Origin of the sequence: Pseudomonas sp. 1D4 (assembly GCF_001728925.1) — a bacterium.
In the GTDB taxonomy this organism is placed as follows: Bacteria; Pseudomonadota; Gammaproteobacteria; order Pseudomonadales; family Pseudomonadaceae; genus Metapseudomonas; species Metapseudomonas otitidis.
This window is the reverse complement of the sequence record NZ_LXJQ01000008.1, coordinates 81,311-97,232: the sequence shown is the minus strand read 5'-3', so window position 1 is coordinate 97,232 and position 15,922 is coordinate 81,311. Positions and strand designations below refer to the sequence as shown.

Genomic DNA, 15,922 nt, shown 5'->3' with positions numbered 1-15,922 from the left:
GGCTAGAAGCCGCTCTCCCTCACACCCAACGCCGCCACGCGGCGCCAGGCGAAGCCCAGCAGCGATTGCCGGCTGCCCTCCAGCACCACCACGCCGCGCAGCGGCTGGTCGGGGGGTGGCAGGTCCTGCAGCAGGCTGAGGCGCACGCCGTACTGAGCCTGCACCGGCTCGGCGCGTTGCTGGGCATTGCGTCGCACGGCCACCTGGCCGTGGTGGTCGGAGGCCAGGGCCTCCAGTTCGAGGAAGGCGACGCCGGTGGTGTCTACCTCATCCAGGCGCACCGGCAGGGCAGGCCGTGCCGGGTCGTCGGCGATGAAGCGGCCCTCGGCCCCCGGCGCCACGCGCCAGAGGCTCTCCTCGGCCAGGTAGCCGCGCAGGCGCAACCCGGGGGCGATCACCCGCGCCAGGGTCTCTCCGCTGTGCAGCCAGCGCCCCACCACCAGGTCCGGCGGCAGGTCGCGCACCACGCCGGCCAGGGGCGCGCGCAGTTGCAGGCGCTCGCGCTGGGCGGCCAGGCCGCGGTACTCAGCCACGGCCTCGGCCAGTTGCTGCTCGATCACTCCGGTCTCGGCGGCGGTCTCGCTGCGCCCGGCCTGGCGCCGCAACTGCAACTGGAGGATGCCGATCTCGCGGCGGACGATGCCCTGGCGCGCCTCCAGGTCCGGCGACTCCAGCTCCACCAGCAGGGCGCCCTGCTCCACCGTGTCACCGTCCTTCACCCGCACCGCCTTGACCCGCGCGCCGATGGGTGCGTGCAGGGTGCCGGTACGCGAGGCCTCCAGCATGGCCGGCACATCCACCGCGTTACGCCAGGGCACCAGCAGCACCAGCAGCACCAGCCCCAGGGCCGAACCGGTGAGCAGTACCTTGCGCGGCTCGGCCTGGTCGCGGCGCTGCCACCATTCGCCGAACTCCTTCCAGATCGGCAGGCCGATGAACCACACCAGTTCCACCAGCATCAGGAAGATGCCGAGCACCTTGAAGAACAGGTGGTAGACCGTCAGCGCAATGCCGAAGAACAGCGCCGCACGCCAGATCCAGGCACCGTAGCCCCACACCAGCAAGCGCCGGCGCATGGCCTCGGGCCAGGGCTCGGGGGCCGGCTCGCCGTAGCCGAACAGCGCCTCGCGCAGGCGCCAGCGGCACAGGGCGAAGGCACGGTTCTGCAGGTTCTCCACCTCCCACAGGTCGCTGAGCAGGAAGTAGCCGTCGAAACGCATGAAGGGGTTGAGGTTGATCGCCAGGGTGGTGATCCAGGTGGCGCTGGAGAGCATGAAGGCGGCGGTACGTGCCGGGCCGTCCGGCAGCAGCGACCAGGCCAGCAATGCCAGCACCGCCAGCACCAGTTCGGCCAGCACCCCGCCGGCGCCGATCAGCAGGCGCGAGCGGCGGTCCTGCACCCGCCAGGCGTCACTGACGTCGGTGTAGAACATCGGCAGCAGCACCATGAACGCCAGCCCCATGCTCTGCACCCGGCAGCCGGCACGCTTGGCCATGAAGGCGTGGCCGAACTCGTGGCAGAGCTTGGCGAAGGTCAGCGCGATACCGAAGGCCAGGGCGCCGCCCAGGCTGAACAGATGCGGGAAGGTGGCCAGGTAGCGCTCCCAATCCCGCGCCACCAGGAACAGCCCCAGCAGCAGGATCACCGGCAGCCCGCGCCGCAGCAGCCAGGGCCCGTTGCGCTCCAGCACCGGCCAGGCGCGGTTGAGGAAGCGGTCCGGTCGCCACAGCGGAATGCGGAAGAACAGGTACTGGTGCAGCACCTGCTGCCACAGGCTGTGCCGCGTGCTGGCGCGCTTGAGGCTGTAGCTGGCGCGCTGCTCCGGGTCGAGGGCGGCGATCAGGTCGTGCCCACGCAAAAAGCGCAGCATCTGCTCCAGCTCGCCAGCCCCCAGGGGTGCGCCCGGCTCGGCGTTGGCGGCTGCCAGCACCGCGCGGGGGTCGCCCAGGGACCAGTGACGCAGCAAGCGCACGGCCGCCGCACCGAGCTTGAAATAGCGGCCGCGCAGCGGGTCGGCGAGGGTCCACTGCGGCGCGCCTTCGCGGGTTGGCGCAGCGGCGGACAGCTGCAGGTCGGAACGCAGGGCCGGCAGCATCAGAAACCCAAGCCCTGGCGCAGCGCGGCCAGAGGCCGGCGCAACAGGTAGTAGGCCAGCGGCGCGCGGTCACCGAACAGCTTGGCGGTGCCGCGCAGGCCGATGCGTGGCGGGGCATCGGCGAAGGCGGCATCGAGGCGATAGGCCAGTTGCCCGGCGGCGGTGGCCTGAGCCTCGTAGGCGGCGCGCTCCAGGCGCGCGTCGTGGCGGTTGAGCGGGTCGCTGTCGAGGAACAGCGCCACCTCGGCGCCGGGCTCCAGGGCGATGGCGTCCCCCACCGGCAGCTCGATGCGCAGCTCGGCCTGGGCCGGGTCGGCGATCTGCATCAGCCGCTCGCCGGTCTGCACCGGTTTGCCGGTGAGGCGCTCGGCATCGGCGAACACGGCAATGCCGGCGCGCTCGGCACGCACTTCGCTGCGCGCCAGCAACTGCCGGGCGTAGTCGCGCTCGGCGCGCTTCTGCTCCACGCGGGCGGCCAGCAGGTCGATGCGGGCGCTGGATTCGGCGTCGGCGAAGGCGCGCTGGCTGTTGGCCTTCAGCTCCGCTTCGGCTACCCCCAGAGCACGCTCGGCGACATCGGCCTGGGCCTTGAGGGTGGTGGCGTCGAAGCGCACCAGCAGGTCACCGGCGGCGACACTCTGGTTGGGCTTGACGAGGAATTCGGCAATCACCCCGTCCAGCGGCACAGCCACCACGCGGCCGCCCTGGGGCACCACTTCGGCGGGGGCCAGCACCGACTGGCGCACCGGCACCAGCAGCACCAGGGCCAGCGCGCCGGCCAGGGCCAGGAGCTTCTTCTTCGGCCAGCGCAGGCGCCAGGGCTTGCGCGGCTGCAGGGCCAGCCAGGCGTGCGCGTAGGTATCACCGAGCTGCACCAGCAGGGCCTGCTCGGCCTCGCTCCAGGGGGTGTCGCGGGCGATCCACAGGCCGCCGAACACGGCGCCCTGGCGATCCTTCAGCGGCAGCCAGACGGCGTGGGGGGCGGACAGCGCCTGCCAGTCGTCACGGCTGCTCTCGTCCAGGCTGCCGGGGTCGACCACGCCGGGCTCGCCCAACTGGCCCGCAGCCAGGCGCTGGGCCGCTGCCCGCTCGACGAAGGCGACGAAGGGGGCGTTGGGTTCCACCACGCTGATGCCGGTGAGGGCACGGACCCTGCCGGCGATCAGCAGCGCGGCATGGCGGTAGCCGAACAGGCCCTGGCCGTCGTTGACCATGGCGAAGGCCAGTTGCTCGGTCGTGCCAGCCTGCCGGGCCTGGGCCTGGAGGCCGAGGAAGACCGCAAAGACCCGTTCGGCGAAACCGGGCACCGGTGCGTTCATTGCGCCTCCGGGAAGCGCGCACTGCCGCTCATGCCGGCCACCAGGCCTGGCGTGTCCTCGGGCAGGCTGCCGATCAGCAGCAGCGTCTGGCTGCCTTCGTCGATGCGCGCGCCCAGGCGCTTGACCACGGCCTTGAGCGGCGTGCCGGTCTCGTCGGGGATGAATTCGAAGGGCTGGCCCGGCTTGAGGGTGCCGATCCAGCGCGAGGGCACCAGCAGGTGGATCTCCAGGGTGCGGTTGTCCACCACCTCCAGCAGCGGCGCGCCGCCAGGCACGCTCTCATGGGGCTGCACACGGCGGTTGACCACCTGGCCGTCGTAGGGCGCCTTCACCTGGCAGCGCTGCACCTGCACCTGATAGACCTGCGCTTCCGCCTGGGCCTGGGCCTGGCGGGCCTCGGCCAGGGCCACTTCGAAGCGCCCGACGGAGTTGAGGGCGGCCAGTTGCTGCTTGTTCTTCAGTTCCTCCCGGGCGGCACGGGTGGCAGCGCTGGACGCGGTGAGCTGGGCCTGGTAGGCGCTGCAGTCGAAGCGCACCAGCACGTCGCCGGCCTTGAACGACTGGCCCTCGGCAAAGGGCATCTCGACGATGCGCCCGGCCAGCTCGCTGGACAGCACCGCCTGGTTGCGAGCGCGCAGCACGCCCCGTGGCGAAGGTGCCGACACGGCGGCGAGGGAGGGGGCGGGGGCATCCAGCAACGGATCGTGGGCGGGGGGCTCGTCGGCCCAAGCGGCGGTCATCAACACCAGCGAACCCGCCAGCCCGTACATCAGGTGCTTCATAGCTCTGTCCCTAGATTCCAAGTGGTGCAGAGTCTAGGAGAGCGCTCGAACAATAGGAATCGGGTGTCGGAAAGATTCCGCACCCGATGACGAAGCATCACACCATCGCCAGGGACCGCTTGCGGGTGGGCGCCGGCCAGGCACGGTCGATCAATGCCAGGTCCTCGGCGTCCAGGCGCAGGGCGTGGGCGGCGGCGTTCTGCTCGATGTGCCGGGGCTCCGCCGCCTTGGGGATCACCATCACCCCGTCCTGGCGCAGGGCCCAGGCCAGGGCCACCTGAGCGGGGCTGGCGCCATGACGCCGTGCCACCTCCAGCAGCGCCGCATCCTTCAGCAGGGCCCCGCCCTGCCCCACCGGGCAGTAGGCCATGAGCGGCAGGCCCTCGGCCTGCTGGCGCGGCAGCAGGTCGAACTCGATGCCCCGCGCCTCGGGGTTGTAGAGCACCTGATTGGCGGCACAGCCGGGGGGCAGCGCGTCGAGGTCGGCGACGTCGAAGTTGGACACGCCCCAGCGGCGGATCAGCCCGCGCTCGCGCAACTGCTCGAAGGCGTCCACCGTCTCCTCCAGCGGGTGCTCGCCAGGCCAGTGCAGCAGGTACAGGTCGAGGTGGTCGGTGCCCAGGCGCCGCAGGCTGCGCTCGCAAGCCTGGGGGATGCCGCGGCGGCTGGCGTTCCAGGGGTACACCTTGCTGACCAGGAACACCTGGTCGCGACGCCCGGCGATGGCCTCGCCCACCACCGTTTCGGCGCCGCCCTCGGCGTACATCTCGGCGGTGTCGATCAGGCTCAGGCCCAGCTCCAGGCCCTGGCGCAGGGCGGCCACTTCGCGGGGGCGCTGGTCGGCGCGCTCGCCCATGTGCCAGGTGCCCTGGCCGATGGCGGGTACGCGGGTGCCGTCGGGGAAGGTGATTTCACGCATGGAGGGCGTCCTCGGGTTCGAAACGGATATCGTCGGCTGCCGCCAGGCGCAGCGGGTGCTGGGGCTGTATGAACTGTGCCCAGACCCAGTTGTGGTGCTCGACGATGGCCTCGGCGCGCTGGTGCGGGCGGTCCTTGGTGGTGTGACCGTCACGCACCAGGGTGACGCTGAAGCCCTCGCTGGTGGCGCGGCGGATGGAGGTATCGACGCAGAACTCGGTGGCGTAGCCCACCACCACCAGTTCGGTGATGCCGAGTGCTTGCAGGGTGGCCTTGAGCGGGGTCTCGAAGAAGGCATCGCAGGCGGTCTTGCGCAGCACCGGGTCGAGGGGGGCGCGCTCCAGGCCCGGGTGCAGTTGCCAACCGATGCAGCCGGGCTCCAGCTCGCTGCCCGCCTCACCGTCGTGCTGCACGTAGAGCACCGGGGCGCCGGCGCGGCGCGCGCGGTCGGCCAGGCGGTTGATGGTGGCGATCAGTTCGACGGCGCGCCACGGCTCCGGGTCGGCGAGGAACAGCCCCGCCTGCACGTCCACCACCAGCAATGCCTTGCTCATCGTCACTCCTTGTCGGTACGGGGATACAGGCTGGCGATAGTGCAGGCTGGTGCCAGACGGGTAAAGCCAGGCGTTCAGCCAGCGTCGTGGCGCAACTCCATCAACAGCGACAGCGGCATGCCGGTGTCCGGGTGGCAGGGTTCGCTCAGCCGCTCCAGCCGGTAGCCAGCCTCGGTCATCAGGCTGAACCAGCCCTGGACGGTGCGGAAGTACCAGGGCATCGGCTCGCGGAAGCCCTCGCCCAGGCCGGCAAAGGTCTCCAGGCGCCAACCATCCCGGTAGCCCTCGGGCCCGCAGGCGGTCATCGGGTGGACCGTCTGGATCACCAGGCGACCGTTGGGTTGGAGCAGGCGGGCCAGGGTCGCGAGGACCGGCTTGAGGTCCTCCTCCAGCAGGGAGAAGTTGCAGGCGATGACGTCGTAGTGGCCGTAGAGCCGGTAGTCCTGTTCGAGGCCTCGATAATCCTCCACCACGAACTGCCCGAAGCCCTTGCAGGCCGGGTCTTCCCGAGCGGCGTCGATCAGGTCCCAGGAGGCGTCCACGCCGACGAAGTCGACGCCCCGGTAGAACATCTCGCGGCACAGCCAGCCCTCCCCACAGCCCAGGTCGAGCAGGCGCCGGGGGGAGGACCGCATCAGGGCCTCGACCATGGCCGAGTCGGTGACCAACCGGCGGCTTTCGATGCGCCTGGTGCGGATGGCATCGACCCAGGCCTGGGCGTTGGCCCGCCAGCTGTCACGGATACGTTGGCTCGTCGAATCGGTCATCGCGCTCACTCCCGAAAAACGCGCCGAATGAAAGCACAGTGCGCCCCACCCTGCCCATGGTCGCCGGCCGATAGCAGCGCCCCGCCGTGCCGCCCTCCAGATACGCTGCGACGGACTAAGCTTGCAGCGAGAGCAGTCACCTGAGGCGGGTTCTCGGTCATGGGCGTTGCCTGGCAGTCCCACGTGTCATCGGCCCGGTTGTCTTCGCACAGCCTGGACCCGGTGGTCGCGCGCCGCCGGGCCCGCCGACTCAGCAACCGCATCGCCGCGTGGCTGTTCCTGCTGCTGGTGGCGGTGATCCTGGGGCTGCTGGTCCGCGAAGAAATGCGCCACGCCTGGCTGCAATCCCGCGAGATCAGCCGCTACGCCGCCACCCTGGACTACCGCCTGGGCGACGGCCCCAGCCCGGCCATCCTCTTCCCCCGCGACGGTCCCTTCGACAAGCGCCTGGGCTACGCCCACCTGCCAGCCATGCTGCAGCGCCTGGAGCAGCGCGGCTACGAGATCCACCAGCAGGTGCGCTTCTCCCCGGCGCTGCTGGCGTACACCGAACACGGGCTGTTCCCGCCCTACCGGGAGAAGGTCCAGGCCGGGCTGGACATCCGCGACTGCCGCAACCAACCGCTGTACAGCTTCCGCTACCCCCAGCAGCTCTACGGCGCCTTCGACGAGATCCCGCCGCTGCTGGTGAACAGCCTGCTGTTCATCGAGAACCGCCACCTGCTGGACGCCGCGCCCCTGGCCAACCCGGCGGTGGACTGGCCACGCTTCGCCAAGGCCGCCCTGACCCAGGCCGGCAGGGTGCTGGACATGCCCGGCCAGAGCGCCGGCGGCAGCACCCTGGCGACCCAGCAGGAGAAGTACCGCCACTCCCCTGCCGGGCTGACCCTTTCGGCCCGCGACAAGCTGCTGCAGATGGCTTCGGCCAGCGTGCGCGCCTACCAGGGCGGGCCGGAAACCCTGCCGGCGCGACGCCGCATCGTGCAGGACTACCTCAACAGCGTGCCGCTCTCCGCTGCGCCTGGTCACGGCGAGGTGCATGGCCTGGCCGATGGACTGCGGGTGTGGTTCGGCGCCGACTTCGAGCGCAGCAACCGCCTGCTGGGCCAGCCCCAGGACGAGCCCGGCGGCCTGGCCGAACGGGGCCTGGCCCTGCGCGAAGCGGTGGCGCTGATGATCGCCCAGCGACGTCCGTCCCATTACCTCGGGCGCGGCCGCGACGAGCTGGAAGCCCTCACCGACAGCCACCTGCGCCTGCTGGCTGGCGCCGGCGTGCTGCGGCCCGCCCTGCGGGACGCCGCCCTCGGCGCGCGGCTGGCCTTCCGAGACCTGAGCCAGGACCCTGCACTGGCACGGGTGGACGGCAACAAGGGCATCAGCCTGGCCCGCACCCGGCTGTCGAGCCTGCTGCAGATGCCCCTGTACGACCTCGACCGCCTCGACCTGGGCGCCCGCACCAGCCTCCAGGGCGAGCTGCAGCAGGCCGTCACCACCTACCTGCACGACCTCGCCGAACCCGCCTTCGCCCAACAGGCCGGGCTGCTCGGCGAGCGCATGCTGACGGCGGAGAAGACCCGCGACGTGCGCTACAGCTTCACCCTCTTCGAGCGCACTCCGGCGGGCAATCAGGTGCGTGTGCAGACCGACAACACCGACCAGCCGTTCGACATCAACGAAGGCAGCAAGCTGGAGCTGGGCTCCACCGCCAAGTTGCGGGTGCTGGCCACCTACCTGGAGTACATCGCCCGCTTGCACCAGCGCTACGCCGGGCTCGACATCAAGGCCCTGCGCGAGGTGAACGTGGACCCACAGGACGTGCTCAGCCGCTGGGCCCTGGACTACCTGGCCAGCCACCCGGACGCGCGCCTGGCGCCGATGCTCGACGCCGCCATGGAGCGCACCTATTCCGCCAGCCCGGCGGAGCGCTTCTTCACCGGCGGCGGGATGCACACCTTCGGCAACTTCCGCCGCGAGGACAACGGCCGCACCCCGACCCTGCGCGAGGCCCTGCGCGAATCCATCAACCTGCCCTTCGTGCGCCTGCTGCGCGACCTGGTGCGCCACGCCATCTACCGCCCCGACGGCGACAAGGCCGCCCTGCTGCGGGACGACCGCGACCCGCGCCGGCAGGGCTACCTGGACCTGTTCGTATCCCGCGAGAGCCAGACCTACCTGCTGCGCTTCTGGAACAAGTACAAGGGCAAGGACGCCGACGCCCGCATGGCCACCTTCCTCGACGGGCTGAACCCCTGGCCCGCCCGCCTGGCGGCGATCCACCGCTACCTGCAGCCCCAGGCCGACCGCGCCACCTTCGCCGCCTTCATGCGCGCGCGCCTGCCCGGCGAAGCCCTCGGCGACAAGCGCCTGGCGGAGCTCTACGACCGCTACGGGCCGGGCGCCTTCAACCTCAACGACCAGGGCTACATCGCCCGCGTCCACCCGCTGGAGCTGTGGCTGCTGGCCTACCTGCAAGGCCACCCGCAGGCGAGCTTCCGCGAGGCGGTCGAGGCCAGCGGCGAAGTGCGCCGCGAGGTCTATAGCTGGCTGTTCAAGTCCCAGCGCAAGAACGCCCGGGATTCACGCATCCGCACCATGCTGGAGGTGGAGGCCTTTCTCGACATCCACCAGCACTGGCGCCAGCTCGGCTACCCGTTCGACCACCTGGTGCCGTCGCTGGCCACCGCACTGGGCAGCTCCGGCGACCGCCCGGCAGCCCTGGCGGAGCTGATGGGAATCATCGTCAACGACGGCGTGCGCCTGCCGACGGTGCGCCTGGACGACCTGCACTTCGCTGCCGATACCCCCTACGAAACCCGGGTTCGGCACCAGGCCCATGGCGGCAAGCGGGTGATGCCCTCCGAAGTGGCCGCCACCCTGCGCGGGGCTCTCGCCCAAGTAGTGGACGGCGGCACGGCGCGCCGCCTGCAAGGCACCTTCCGCCTGCCCGATGGCCAGCCGCTGGTGATGGGTGGCAAGACCGGCACCGGCGACAACCGCCTGCAGACCTTCGGCCGGGGCGGCCAGGTGCTCGCCTCCCGGGCGCTGAACCGCACCGCGACCTTCGTGTTCTACCTGGGCCCACGCCACTTCGGCACGCTGACCGCTTACGTGGCCGGCGACGAAGCCTCGGGGTTCCGCTTCACGTCGGCGTTGCCGGTGCAGGTGATGAAGGGCATGGCGCCGTTGCTGCAGCCCTATCTGGAGCCCGGGCGTGCCACCTTGTGCCAGGCGCCGCTGACGGCGTTGGGGGTGAGGCAGTTGTAGAGAGCACCTCTAAAAACTACCTACGTTGTAATCGCGGCGTTAAAAACCGGCTCGTGCGCCAGTCCGATCAAAATGCTCATTTACACCACGTAAACTGCGCTTTTTCGCCTGTTTTGCCTTGCGCTGACTGTCTCGCCTACGTTTTTAGAGGTTCCCATTGGATGTCACGAAATCGGCAATCGCCTGATACGCCGAATCCCGGCGCAATAGAGGCAGCACAGCAGGGAGAGCCTTCTTGGTTTCTCTGTGTTACTACCAGCAGGGCAAAAGAAACAGGCAAGGGGGAGTGCTATTATCGATGGCCAACTAGGTCCCTGTGAGGTTTTGTCGCGCAATGGAAATCAAGCTTTCCGACAAAGATAAGAGACAGATCACGAGTCCGGATGATGTCTACGGTATCATGCAGCGTATTTTATTACGTGAAAACAAAATCGATCAGGAAAAAGAACACTTCTGGATCATCGGCCTAAACACTGCCGGGTACATTCTTTATATTGAACTGGTAAGTCTTGGGAGTGTAAGGGCAACGGTTATTGAGCCGATGAATGTATTCCGTATTGCAGTGATGAAAAATGCAACACGGGTGATTGCCATTCATAACCACCCCAGCGGTGTCGTCACCCCTTCGAATAACGATGAAGATGTCACGGACCGCCTGATTCAAGTCGGACGCATTCTGGATATCACCCTGGAAGACCATCTTATTATTACACCCACCACTTACTTGAGTTTCAAGGCCATCGGGCTCATGAATAAGCTTGAGGCAAGCCTTAAGTATGTACCCACCTATCAGGTGATCGAGCGTGTCAGAAAGGAAGAGAAAGCGACTGCCAAAGAAGCCATTAAAAACGCTAGAGATGCCATAAAAATTGAGCGCGAACAAAAAGATACATTAATCGTTGAGCTAATCAACAGGGGCACGCCCATTGACACCGTTGCAAAGATATTGGGGAAATCACCGAAATCCATAGAAAAACTCATCAAGAAAGAGCAGCAGTAATCCCCGCCACTCGCACATCTAAAGGTTGCTTAAGGAAAAGCCATGGCCACTTTAATCCCTACATTAAATAGCTGCTTATCTCGAATGACGCTTGGAGAGAAACGGCTTGCCCGTATCTTAGAGGCCAAGCTAGATGACGACTACTGGTGTTGGTATGACGTGCCTGTCGGAAATAAAAGCCTCCACCCTGACTTCATTATTCTTCATCCTGGTCGTGGGCTATTAATATTGGAGGTTAAAGACTGGAAAACAGAAACCATTACCGGCCTTGATAAAGAGTACGCAACGCTGATAACTGAGCGCGGCCTCGTCAAAGAAAAAAACCCCCTTAGGCAAGCCAGAAACCATATTTTCTCGATCACAAACCTATTAGAGAGAGACCCTCTGCTCGTTTTTTCAGGTGGGCACAGGCAAGGGAAATTGATGTTTCCTTATGCTTTCGGCGTTGTCTTAACAAATATCACACGGAAGCAGTTCGATGATGCTGAATTATCCGGAGCGATTCCTGAGCACTGTGTCATCTGTAAAGATGAAATGACAGAACGGGTTGATGCCGAACTTTTTCAACAGCGCTTGTGGGAGATGTTCCAGTATAAAATGCGTGGAACGATCAGTTTGCCGCAGATTGACCGTATCCGCTGGCACATTTTCCCAGAGATTCGTGTCCCCGAGCAGCGGGATCTATTTGCTAATGAGCATGACGATCCAATAGCAGAGCTTCCGGACATCCTGAAGATCATGGATATTCAGCAAGAGCAACTTGCCCGCAGTTTAGGGGAGGGCCACCGCATTATTCATGGCGTAGCCGGCTCAGGAAAAACCATGATATTGGGCTATAGAGCCCAATATTTGGCTCCCCTGGTCAAAAAGCCGATTCTTATTCTTTGCTTCAACCGTAAGCTGGCTGAAACATTAGAGCAAAGCATGAGCAGCAGAGGCTTAGGCGAGAAAATTCACGCCATGAATTTCCACCAATGGTGTTATCGCCAGCTTAATGCTTACGGTATCGACCTGCCAAAAAGCAAAAACGACAAGACCCCCGAGGGGAAAAAACAGTTTTATTCTGATTGTGTAGAGCTGGTTATCCGGAATGTGGATCGTGGGCTTATACCCGGCGGCCAATATGATGCGATCCTCATTGATGAGGGGCATGACTTTGAAGACTCATGGCTAAAATTAGTTCTTCAAATGATCAACCCAGAGAGTAACGCGCTACTTGTTCTCTACGACGACGCTCAGTCTATTTACCAGAAAAAGAAAAAAATCGTATTCTCGCAATTGGGCATTCAAGCCAGAGGGCGCACCACCATCCTCAAGCTGAACTACCGGAACACCATAGAGATCCTTACAGTAGCCAAAGCCTTTGCAGAAGAATTGCTACATCCAGATAATCAAGATGAAGACCAACCACCTGTCATAGAGCCTGTCGGAGCCGGGCTTCGCGGACCATTACCTCTATTGATCAGGCTGCCCACCCTTTATAAAGAGTATGAAAAGATAGCCGACATTTTGATAGAGCATCAGCAGGCTGGCATGCCTTGGCGAGACATGAGCATCATCTATCGCTGGAACTATATGGCCGAACAGATTAAAAATATCTGCCAAAAAAAAGCCATCCCAATCAAGAGCAACAAAGATCAAGATGGAGTTAGCTTACTTACCATGCATGCCAGCAAAGGATTGGAATTCCCACTTGTCTGTATCCCAGCAGTAGGAATGCCTGCCAAATACGAAGACTCACGTACAGAAGAAGCCAGACTACTTTATGTCGGAATGACCCGAGCCACTAAACACCTAGTCATGACTCACGGAGAGAAATCTCATTTCTCTGAAAAACTAGGAAAAATCATAGGCGTAATTAATATGCAAACGCATAGAGATCTTTGATCTAAGCTCTATCTATTAACATGGCAAACACATCAGGCACAGATGGATAATCTCCTCCATGAAAACAGATGCCTGCAAACTCAGTCCCCAAGGGGCACCTCTAAAAACGTGGGCGAGACGGTCAGCACAAGGCAAAAAAGGCGAAAGACACGGTAAATGAACATTTTGCGCACGAGCCTGTTCTTAACGTCGCGATGACAATTCAGGTGGTTTTTTGGGTTTCCTAAACCGCCTACCACCTATTCCCGCCCCTCGTCCTCATCCCCCCACCCCGCTGCCTGCTCCAGCAGGTCGGGGGCGAGGCTCTTGCTGGCGCGGGCGCCCAGCAGCTTGAGGTTCTCGGCGCGGGAAATGAGGTTGCCGCGCCCGTCCACCAGCTTGTTGCGGGCAGCGGCGTAGGCCTTGTCCAGTTGCTGCAGGCGGCTGCCCATCTCGTCCAGGTCCTGGATGAAAGCGACGAACTTGTCGTACAGCGCCCCGGCGCGCTCGGCGATCTCGCGGGCGTTCTGGGTCTGCCGTTCCTGGCGCCAGAGGCTGTCGATCACCCGCAGGGTGGCCAGCAGTGTGGTGGGGCTGACGATGACGATGTGCTGGTCGAAGGCTTCCTGGAACAGGCCGGGGTCGGCCTGCACGGCGGCGGCGAAGGCAGCTTCGATGGGGACGAAGAGCAGCACGAAGTCCAGGCTGTGGAGCCCTTCCAGGCGCTGGTAGTCCTTTACCGAGAGGCCCTTGAGGTGACCCCGCAGGGAGCCGACGTGGGCCTTGAGGGCCTGGAGGCGGGCGTTCTCGTCCTCGGCGGCGAGGTAGCTCTGGTAGGCGGTGAGGCTGACCTTGGCGTCCACCACCACCTGCTTGTCGCCGGGAAGCTGGATCAGCACGTCCGGCTGGAAGCGCTGGCCGTCGGGGCTGTTGAGGCTGACCTGGGTGCGGTACTCGCGGCCCTTCTCCAGGCCGGCGTGCTCCAGCACCCGCTCCAGCACCAGTTCGCCCCAGTTGCCCTGGGTCTTCTGACCCTTGAGGGCGCGGGTGAGGTTGGTGGCTTCGTCGCCGAGACGCTGGTTGAGCTGTTGCAGGCGCTCCAGTTCGCGGCCGAGGGAAAAGCGCTCGCGCGCCTCCTGTTGATAACTCTCCTCGACGCGCTTCTCGAAGGCCTGGATGCGCTCCTTGAGCGGGTCGAGCAACTGGCCGAGGCGCTGTTGGCTGGTTTCGGCGAAGCGCTGCTCGCGCTCGTCGAAGATGCGCCCGGCCAGTTCGGCGAACTGGGCTCGCAGGTCGTCGCGGGCGGCCTGCAGGTCGGCCAGGCGCTGGGCGTGGGCCTCCTGCTGCTCACGCAATTCGGCAGCCAGGGCGGCGCGTTCGCTGTCGAGGCGGCGCAACTCGGCGTCCTTGCTGGCGCGCTCGTCGTTCCAGCCGGCGACGGCTTCACGGGCGGCGCGGCGCTCCACGGCCAGCAGTTCGGACTCGCGGCGCAGGGCGGCCAGCTCGGCCTGCTGGTCGGCGTTGAACTGGTTCAGTTCGCGCACTTCCGCCCGGCAGTCCTCCAACTGGGCGGCGAGGCCGTCCTGGGCCAGTTGGGCAGTGGCCAGGCGCTCGTCCAGCACCAGGCGCTCGGCCTCCAGGGCAGTGACCCGGCGTTGCTGGCGCCAGGCCAGGCCGAGCAGCGGCGCGGCGGCCAGCAGCAGGCCAAGCAGCAGGTTGGGCAGATCGAGTGGCATGGAGGGCTCCGCGGCAGGGTGCCGGGCAGTATACCCAGCGCCTTTGGGGCGGTCAGGCCTGGGGCAGGCGGGTCAGCAGGCGGCTGGCCTCGTGGGAACCCTGGGCGGCGGCCTGTTCCAGCCAGTGGCGGGCCTGCTGCAGTTCCTGGGTACGCGGCTGGGTGTAGAGGCGCCCCAGTTCGAGCTGGGCGCGGCGGTCGCCGGCACGGGCGGCCTGACGCAGCAGGTCGAGGCCGATGCGGCGGTCGCGGGTGTTGCCACAGTCCCGGCAGAGCATCTGCCCGAGGCGGCTCTGGGCGGCGACCACGCCCTCACGGGCGGGCTGCTTGAGCAGGCGGCCGGCGATGCGCTTGACGCTGTCGGCCTGGCTCAGGCGCGGGCTGTCCAGCAGCCACAGGGCGACGCGCAGCGGCAGGCGCTGGTCATCAGTGCGGGAAGGGTCGACGGCGGGAGTGCGAAACTTCATTGAAAGGCAGGGGAAGCCGAGAAGGCGCGCCACTCTACTCCTTTTTTCCCACAGGTAAAGACTTGCCAATATCCACAGTCGGCGTTCTAGAGGGCCGCCTTGGGACAATCCACAGAAGCTGTGGATAACTTTGTGAAAAACGTGCTCACACTTCTTCCGGAGCCTGATGGAATGGGCGCTCCAGACAAATTGGCGATTTTTTCACCAGTTGAAAAAGTCCTTATTTTTCATTGTTTTAGATTGACAAGACGAAAAATCAAATGGTTGCGCGCGTTTTTGACTGCCAAATGACAGGGTGCTTCGCGAGTGTGCACAACTGCGTTCACGACCCCGCGCGAACGCCCTGTTTCAGGGCGTTTGGCGGGAGTCTGGAGGGCCCACTTCGGGTCACGCCGGCTGGGGGATGACGCCGTCCACCAGGAAGGCTTCGCGGCGGAACAGGCGGGGCTGGTCCGGCGCCTGGGCGTGCTTGTAGGCGACGTAGTCGGCGGTGGTTTCGCAGAACCAGGGGGTGAGGTTGCGCGGGCGCCGTTCGGTGAAGGCGTCGGGGGTGAACAGGGCGATGTTCAGCCCCTGCTGCGGGCAGCGGGCGGAACGGTATTCGAAGGCTTCGACCCCGGCGGCGCGCATGGCAGCCCCCAGGGCCTGGGTGGCGCGGTAGTCGCGGCGATCGAGCAGCGCCGGGTAGGCATCGAACGGCGGGTTCTGCAGGCTCACGCCGCGCTCCACCTGGAAGCGTGCCTCGAAGGAAGCGTGCTCCGAGAGGATGCGCCCGCTGGGCGGTGGGGTGGCCATGCCGCTCCACAGCACGAAGCGGTAGAAGGCGCCTTCGGCCATGGCCGTCTCCAGGCGCGCGGCGGCGTAGAACAGGCTGGGCTCGTGCACCGTGCCGAAGCGCGAGCCCCAGCGCAGCGGCGGGTAGCGGAACGGGGTCTTGAGCAGGTAGTGCAGCGGTTCGGCGCTGCGCGGCAGAGGCGGTTTGCTGGTCTCGATCAGTTCTTCCAGCAGGGCCTGTTCGGCAAGGTTGTCCACCAGTTGCAGGGTCGCCACCTGCTCCTGGCTCTCCACCAGACGCACCACGCGCCCGCGCAGGGGGGCGATGTGGCGTTCGCCGTCGCATGCGCTCCAGATGTCCATTTCCATGCGCTTGAATC

At 65.6% G+C, this 15,922-nt stretch carries 12 protein-coding genes; 3 read left to right on the top strand and 9 right to left on the bottom strand.

Annotated features, from left to right (window positions below):
• Positions 1 to 2: 2 nt before the first annotated feature.
• The 6 genes from A7D27_RS06535 to A7D27_RS06510 all read right to left on the bottom strand — a co-directional run bounded on the left by A7D27_RS06535 (position 3) and on the right by A7D27_RS06510 (position 6,436).
• Complete coding sequence (locus A7D27_RS06535; RefSeq protein WP_170832276.1) at positions 3 to 2,099, bottom strand: efflux RND transporter periplasmic adaptor subunit; 2,097 nt, start codon at positions 2,097 to 2,099, stop codon at positions 3 to 5.
• Entirely contained in the window at positions 2,096 to 3,415 is a 1,320-nt protein-coding gene (locus tag A7D27_RS06530) for an efflux RND transporter periplasmic adaptor subunit (protein WP_069564425.1), read from the bottom strand. Before A7D27_RS06530 ends, A7D27_RS06535 begins: the two co-directional genes overlap by 4 nt.
• Positions 3,412 to 4,185 carry an efflux RND transporter periplasmic adaptor subunit gene (locus A7D27_RS06525; protein ID WP_371850583.1) on the bottom strand — a complete coding sequence of 258 codons (774 nt, stop codon included), beginning with the start codon at positions 4,183 to 4,185 and terminating at the stop codon, positions 3,412 to 3,414. Before A7D27_RS06525 ends, A7D27_RS06530 begins: the two co-directional genes overlap by 4 nt.
• A 109-nt stretch (positions 4,186 to 4,294) precedes the next feature.
• Positions 4,295 to 5,116, bottom strand: a complete 822-nt coding sequence (locus A7D27_RS06520) for an aldo/keto reductase (RefSeq protein WP_069563247.1) — start codon at positions 5,114 to 5,116, stop codon at positions 4,295 to 4,297.
• Entirely contained in the window at positions 5,109 to 5,669 is a 561-nt protein-coding gene (locus A7D27_RS06515; RefSeq protein WP_069563246.1) for a cysteine hydrolase family protein, read from the bottom strand. Before A7D27_RS06515 ends, A7D27_RS06520 begins: the two co-directional genes overlap by 8 nt.
• 74 nt (positions 5,670 to 5,743) lie before the next feature.
• Positions 5,744 to 6,436: a bifunctional 2-polyprenyl-6-hydroxyphenol methylase/3-demethylubiquinol 3-O-methyltransferase UbiG gene (locus tag A7D27_RS06510; protein WP_069563245.1), complete on the bottom strand. Its 693-nt coding sequence runs from the start codon at positions 6,434 to 6,436 to the stop codon at positions 5,744 to 5,746.
• A 159-nt stretch (positions 6,437 to 6,595) separates the two neighbouring features.
• Here A7D27_RS06510 and A7D27_RS06505 point away from each other — a divergent pair, with 159 nt between their 5' ends.
• From A7D27_RS06505 to A7D27_RS06495, 3 genes are all read left to right on the top strand, one after another.
• Positions 6,596 to 9,700, top strand: a complete 3,105-nt coding sequence (locus A7D27_RS06505; RefSeq protein ID WP_069563244.1) for a transglycosylase domain-containing protein — start codon at positions 6,596 to 6,598, stop codon at positions 9,698 to 9,700.
• A gap of 334 nt (positions 9,701 to 10,034) precedes the next feature.
• On the top strand, positions 10,035 to 10,700 hold the full coding sequence (locus tag A7D27_RS06500) for a RadC family protein (protein ID WP_069564424.1): 666 nt from the start codon (positions 10,035 to 10,037) through the stop codon (positions 10,698 to 10,700).
• A 42-nt stretch (positions 10,701 to 10,742) separates the two neighbouring features.
• A complete protein-coding gene (locus tag A7D27_RS06495; RefSeq protein ID WP_069562168.1) occupies positions 10,743 to 12,587 on the top strand; it encodes a DEAD/DEAH box helicase in 1,845 nt (614 codons plus the stop codon).
• Positions 12,588 to 12,826: 239 nt separating this feature from the next.
• Here A7D27_RS06495 and rmuC read toward each other — a convergent pair whose 3' ends face one another.
• From rmuC to A7D27_RS06480, 3 genes are all read right to left on the bottom strand, one after another.
• Positions 12,827 to 14,188: a DNA recombination protein RmuC gene (rmuC, locus tag A7D27_RS06490; protein ID WP_165663966.1), complete on the bottom strand. Its 1,362-nt coding sequence runs from the start codon at positions 14,186 to 14,188 to the stop codon at positions 12,827 to 12,829.
• Positions 14,189 to 14,354: 166 nt separating this feature from the next.
• Positions 14,355 to 14,768, bottom strand: coding sequence for a tetratricopeptide repeat protein (locus A7D27_RS06485; protein ID WP_069564422.1), 414 nt, complete (start codon positions 14,766 to 14,768; stop codon positions 14,355 to 14,357).
• 387 nt (positions 14,769 to 15,155) lie between these two features.
• The gene (locus A7D27_RS06480) at positions 15,156 to 15,905 is read right to left on the bottom strand and encodes an RES family NAD+ phosphorylase (protein WP_044405542.1); all 750 of its coding nucleotides are present in this window, start codon (positions 15,903 to 15,905) and stop codon (positions 15,156 to 15,158) included.
• Positions 15,906 to 15,922: the final 17 nt, after the last annotated feature.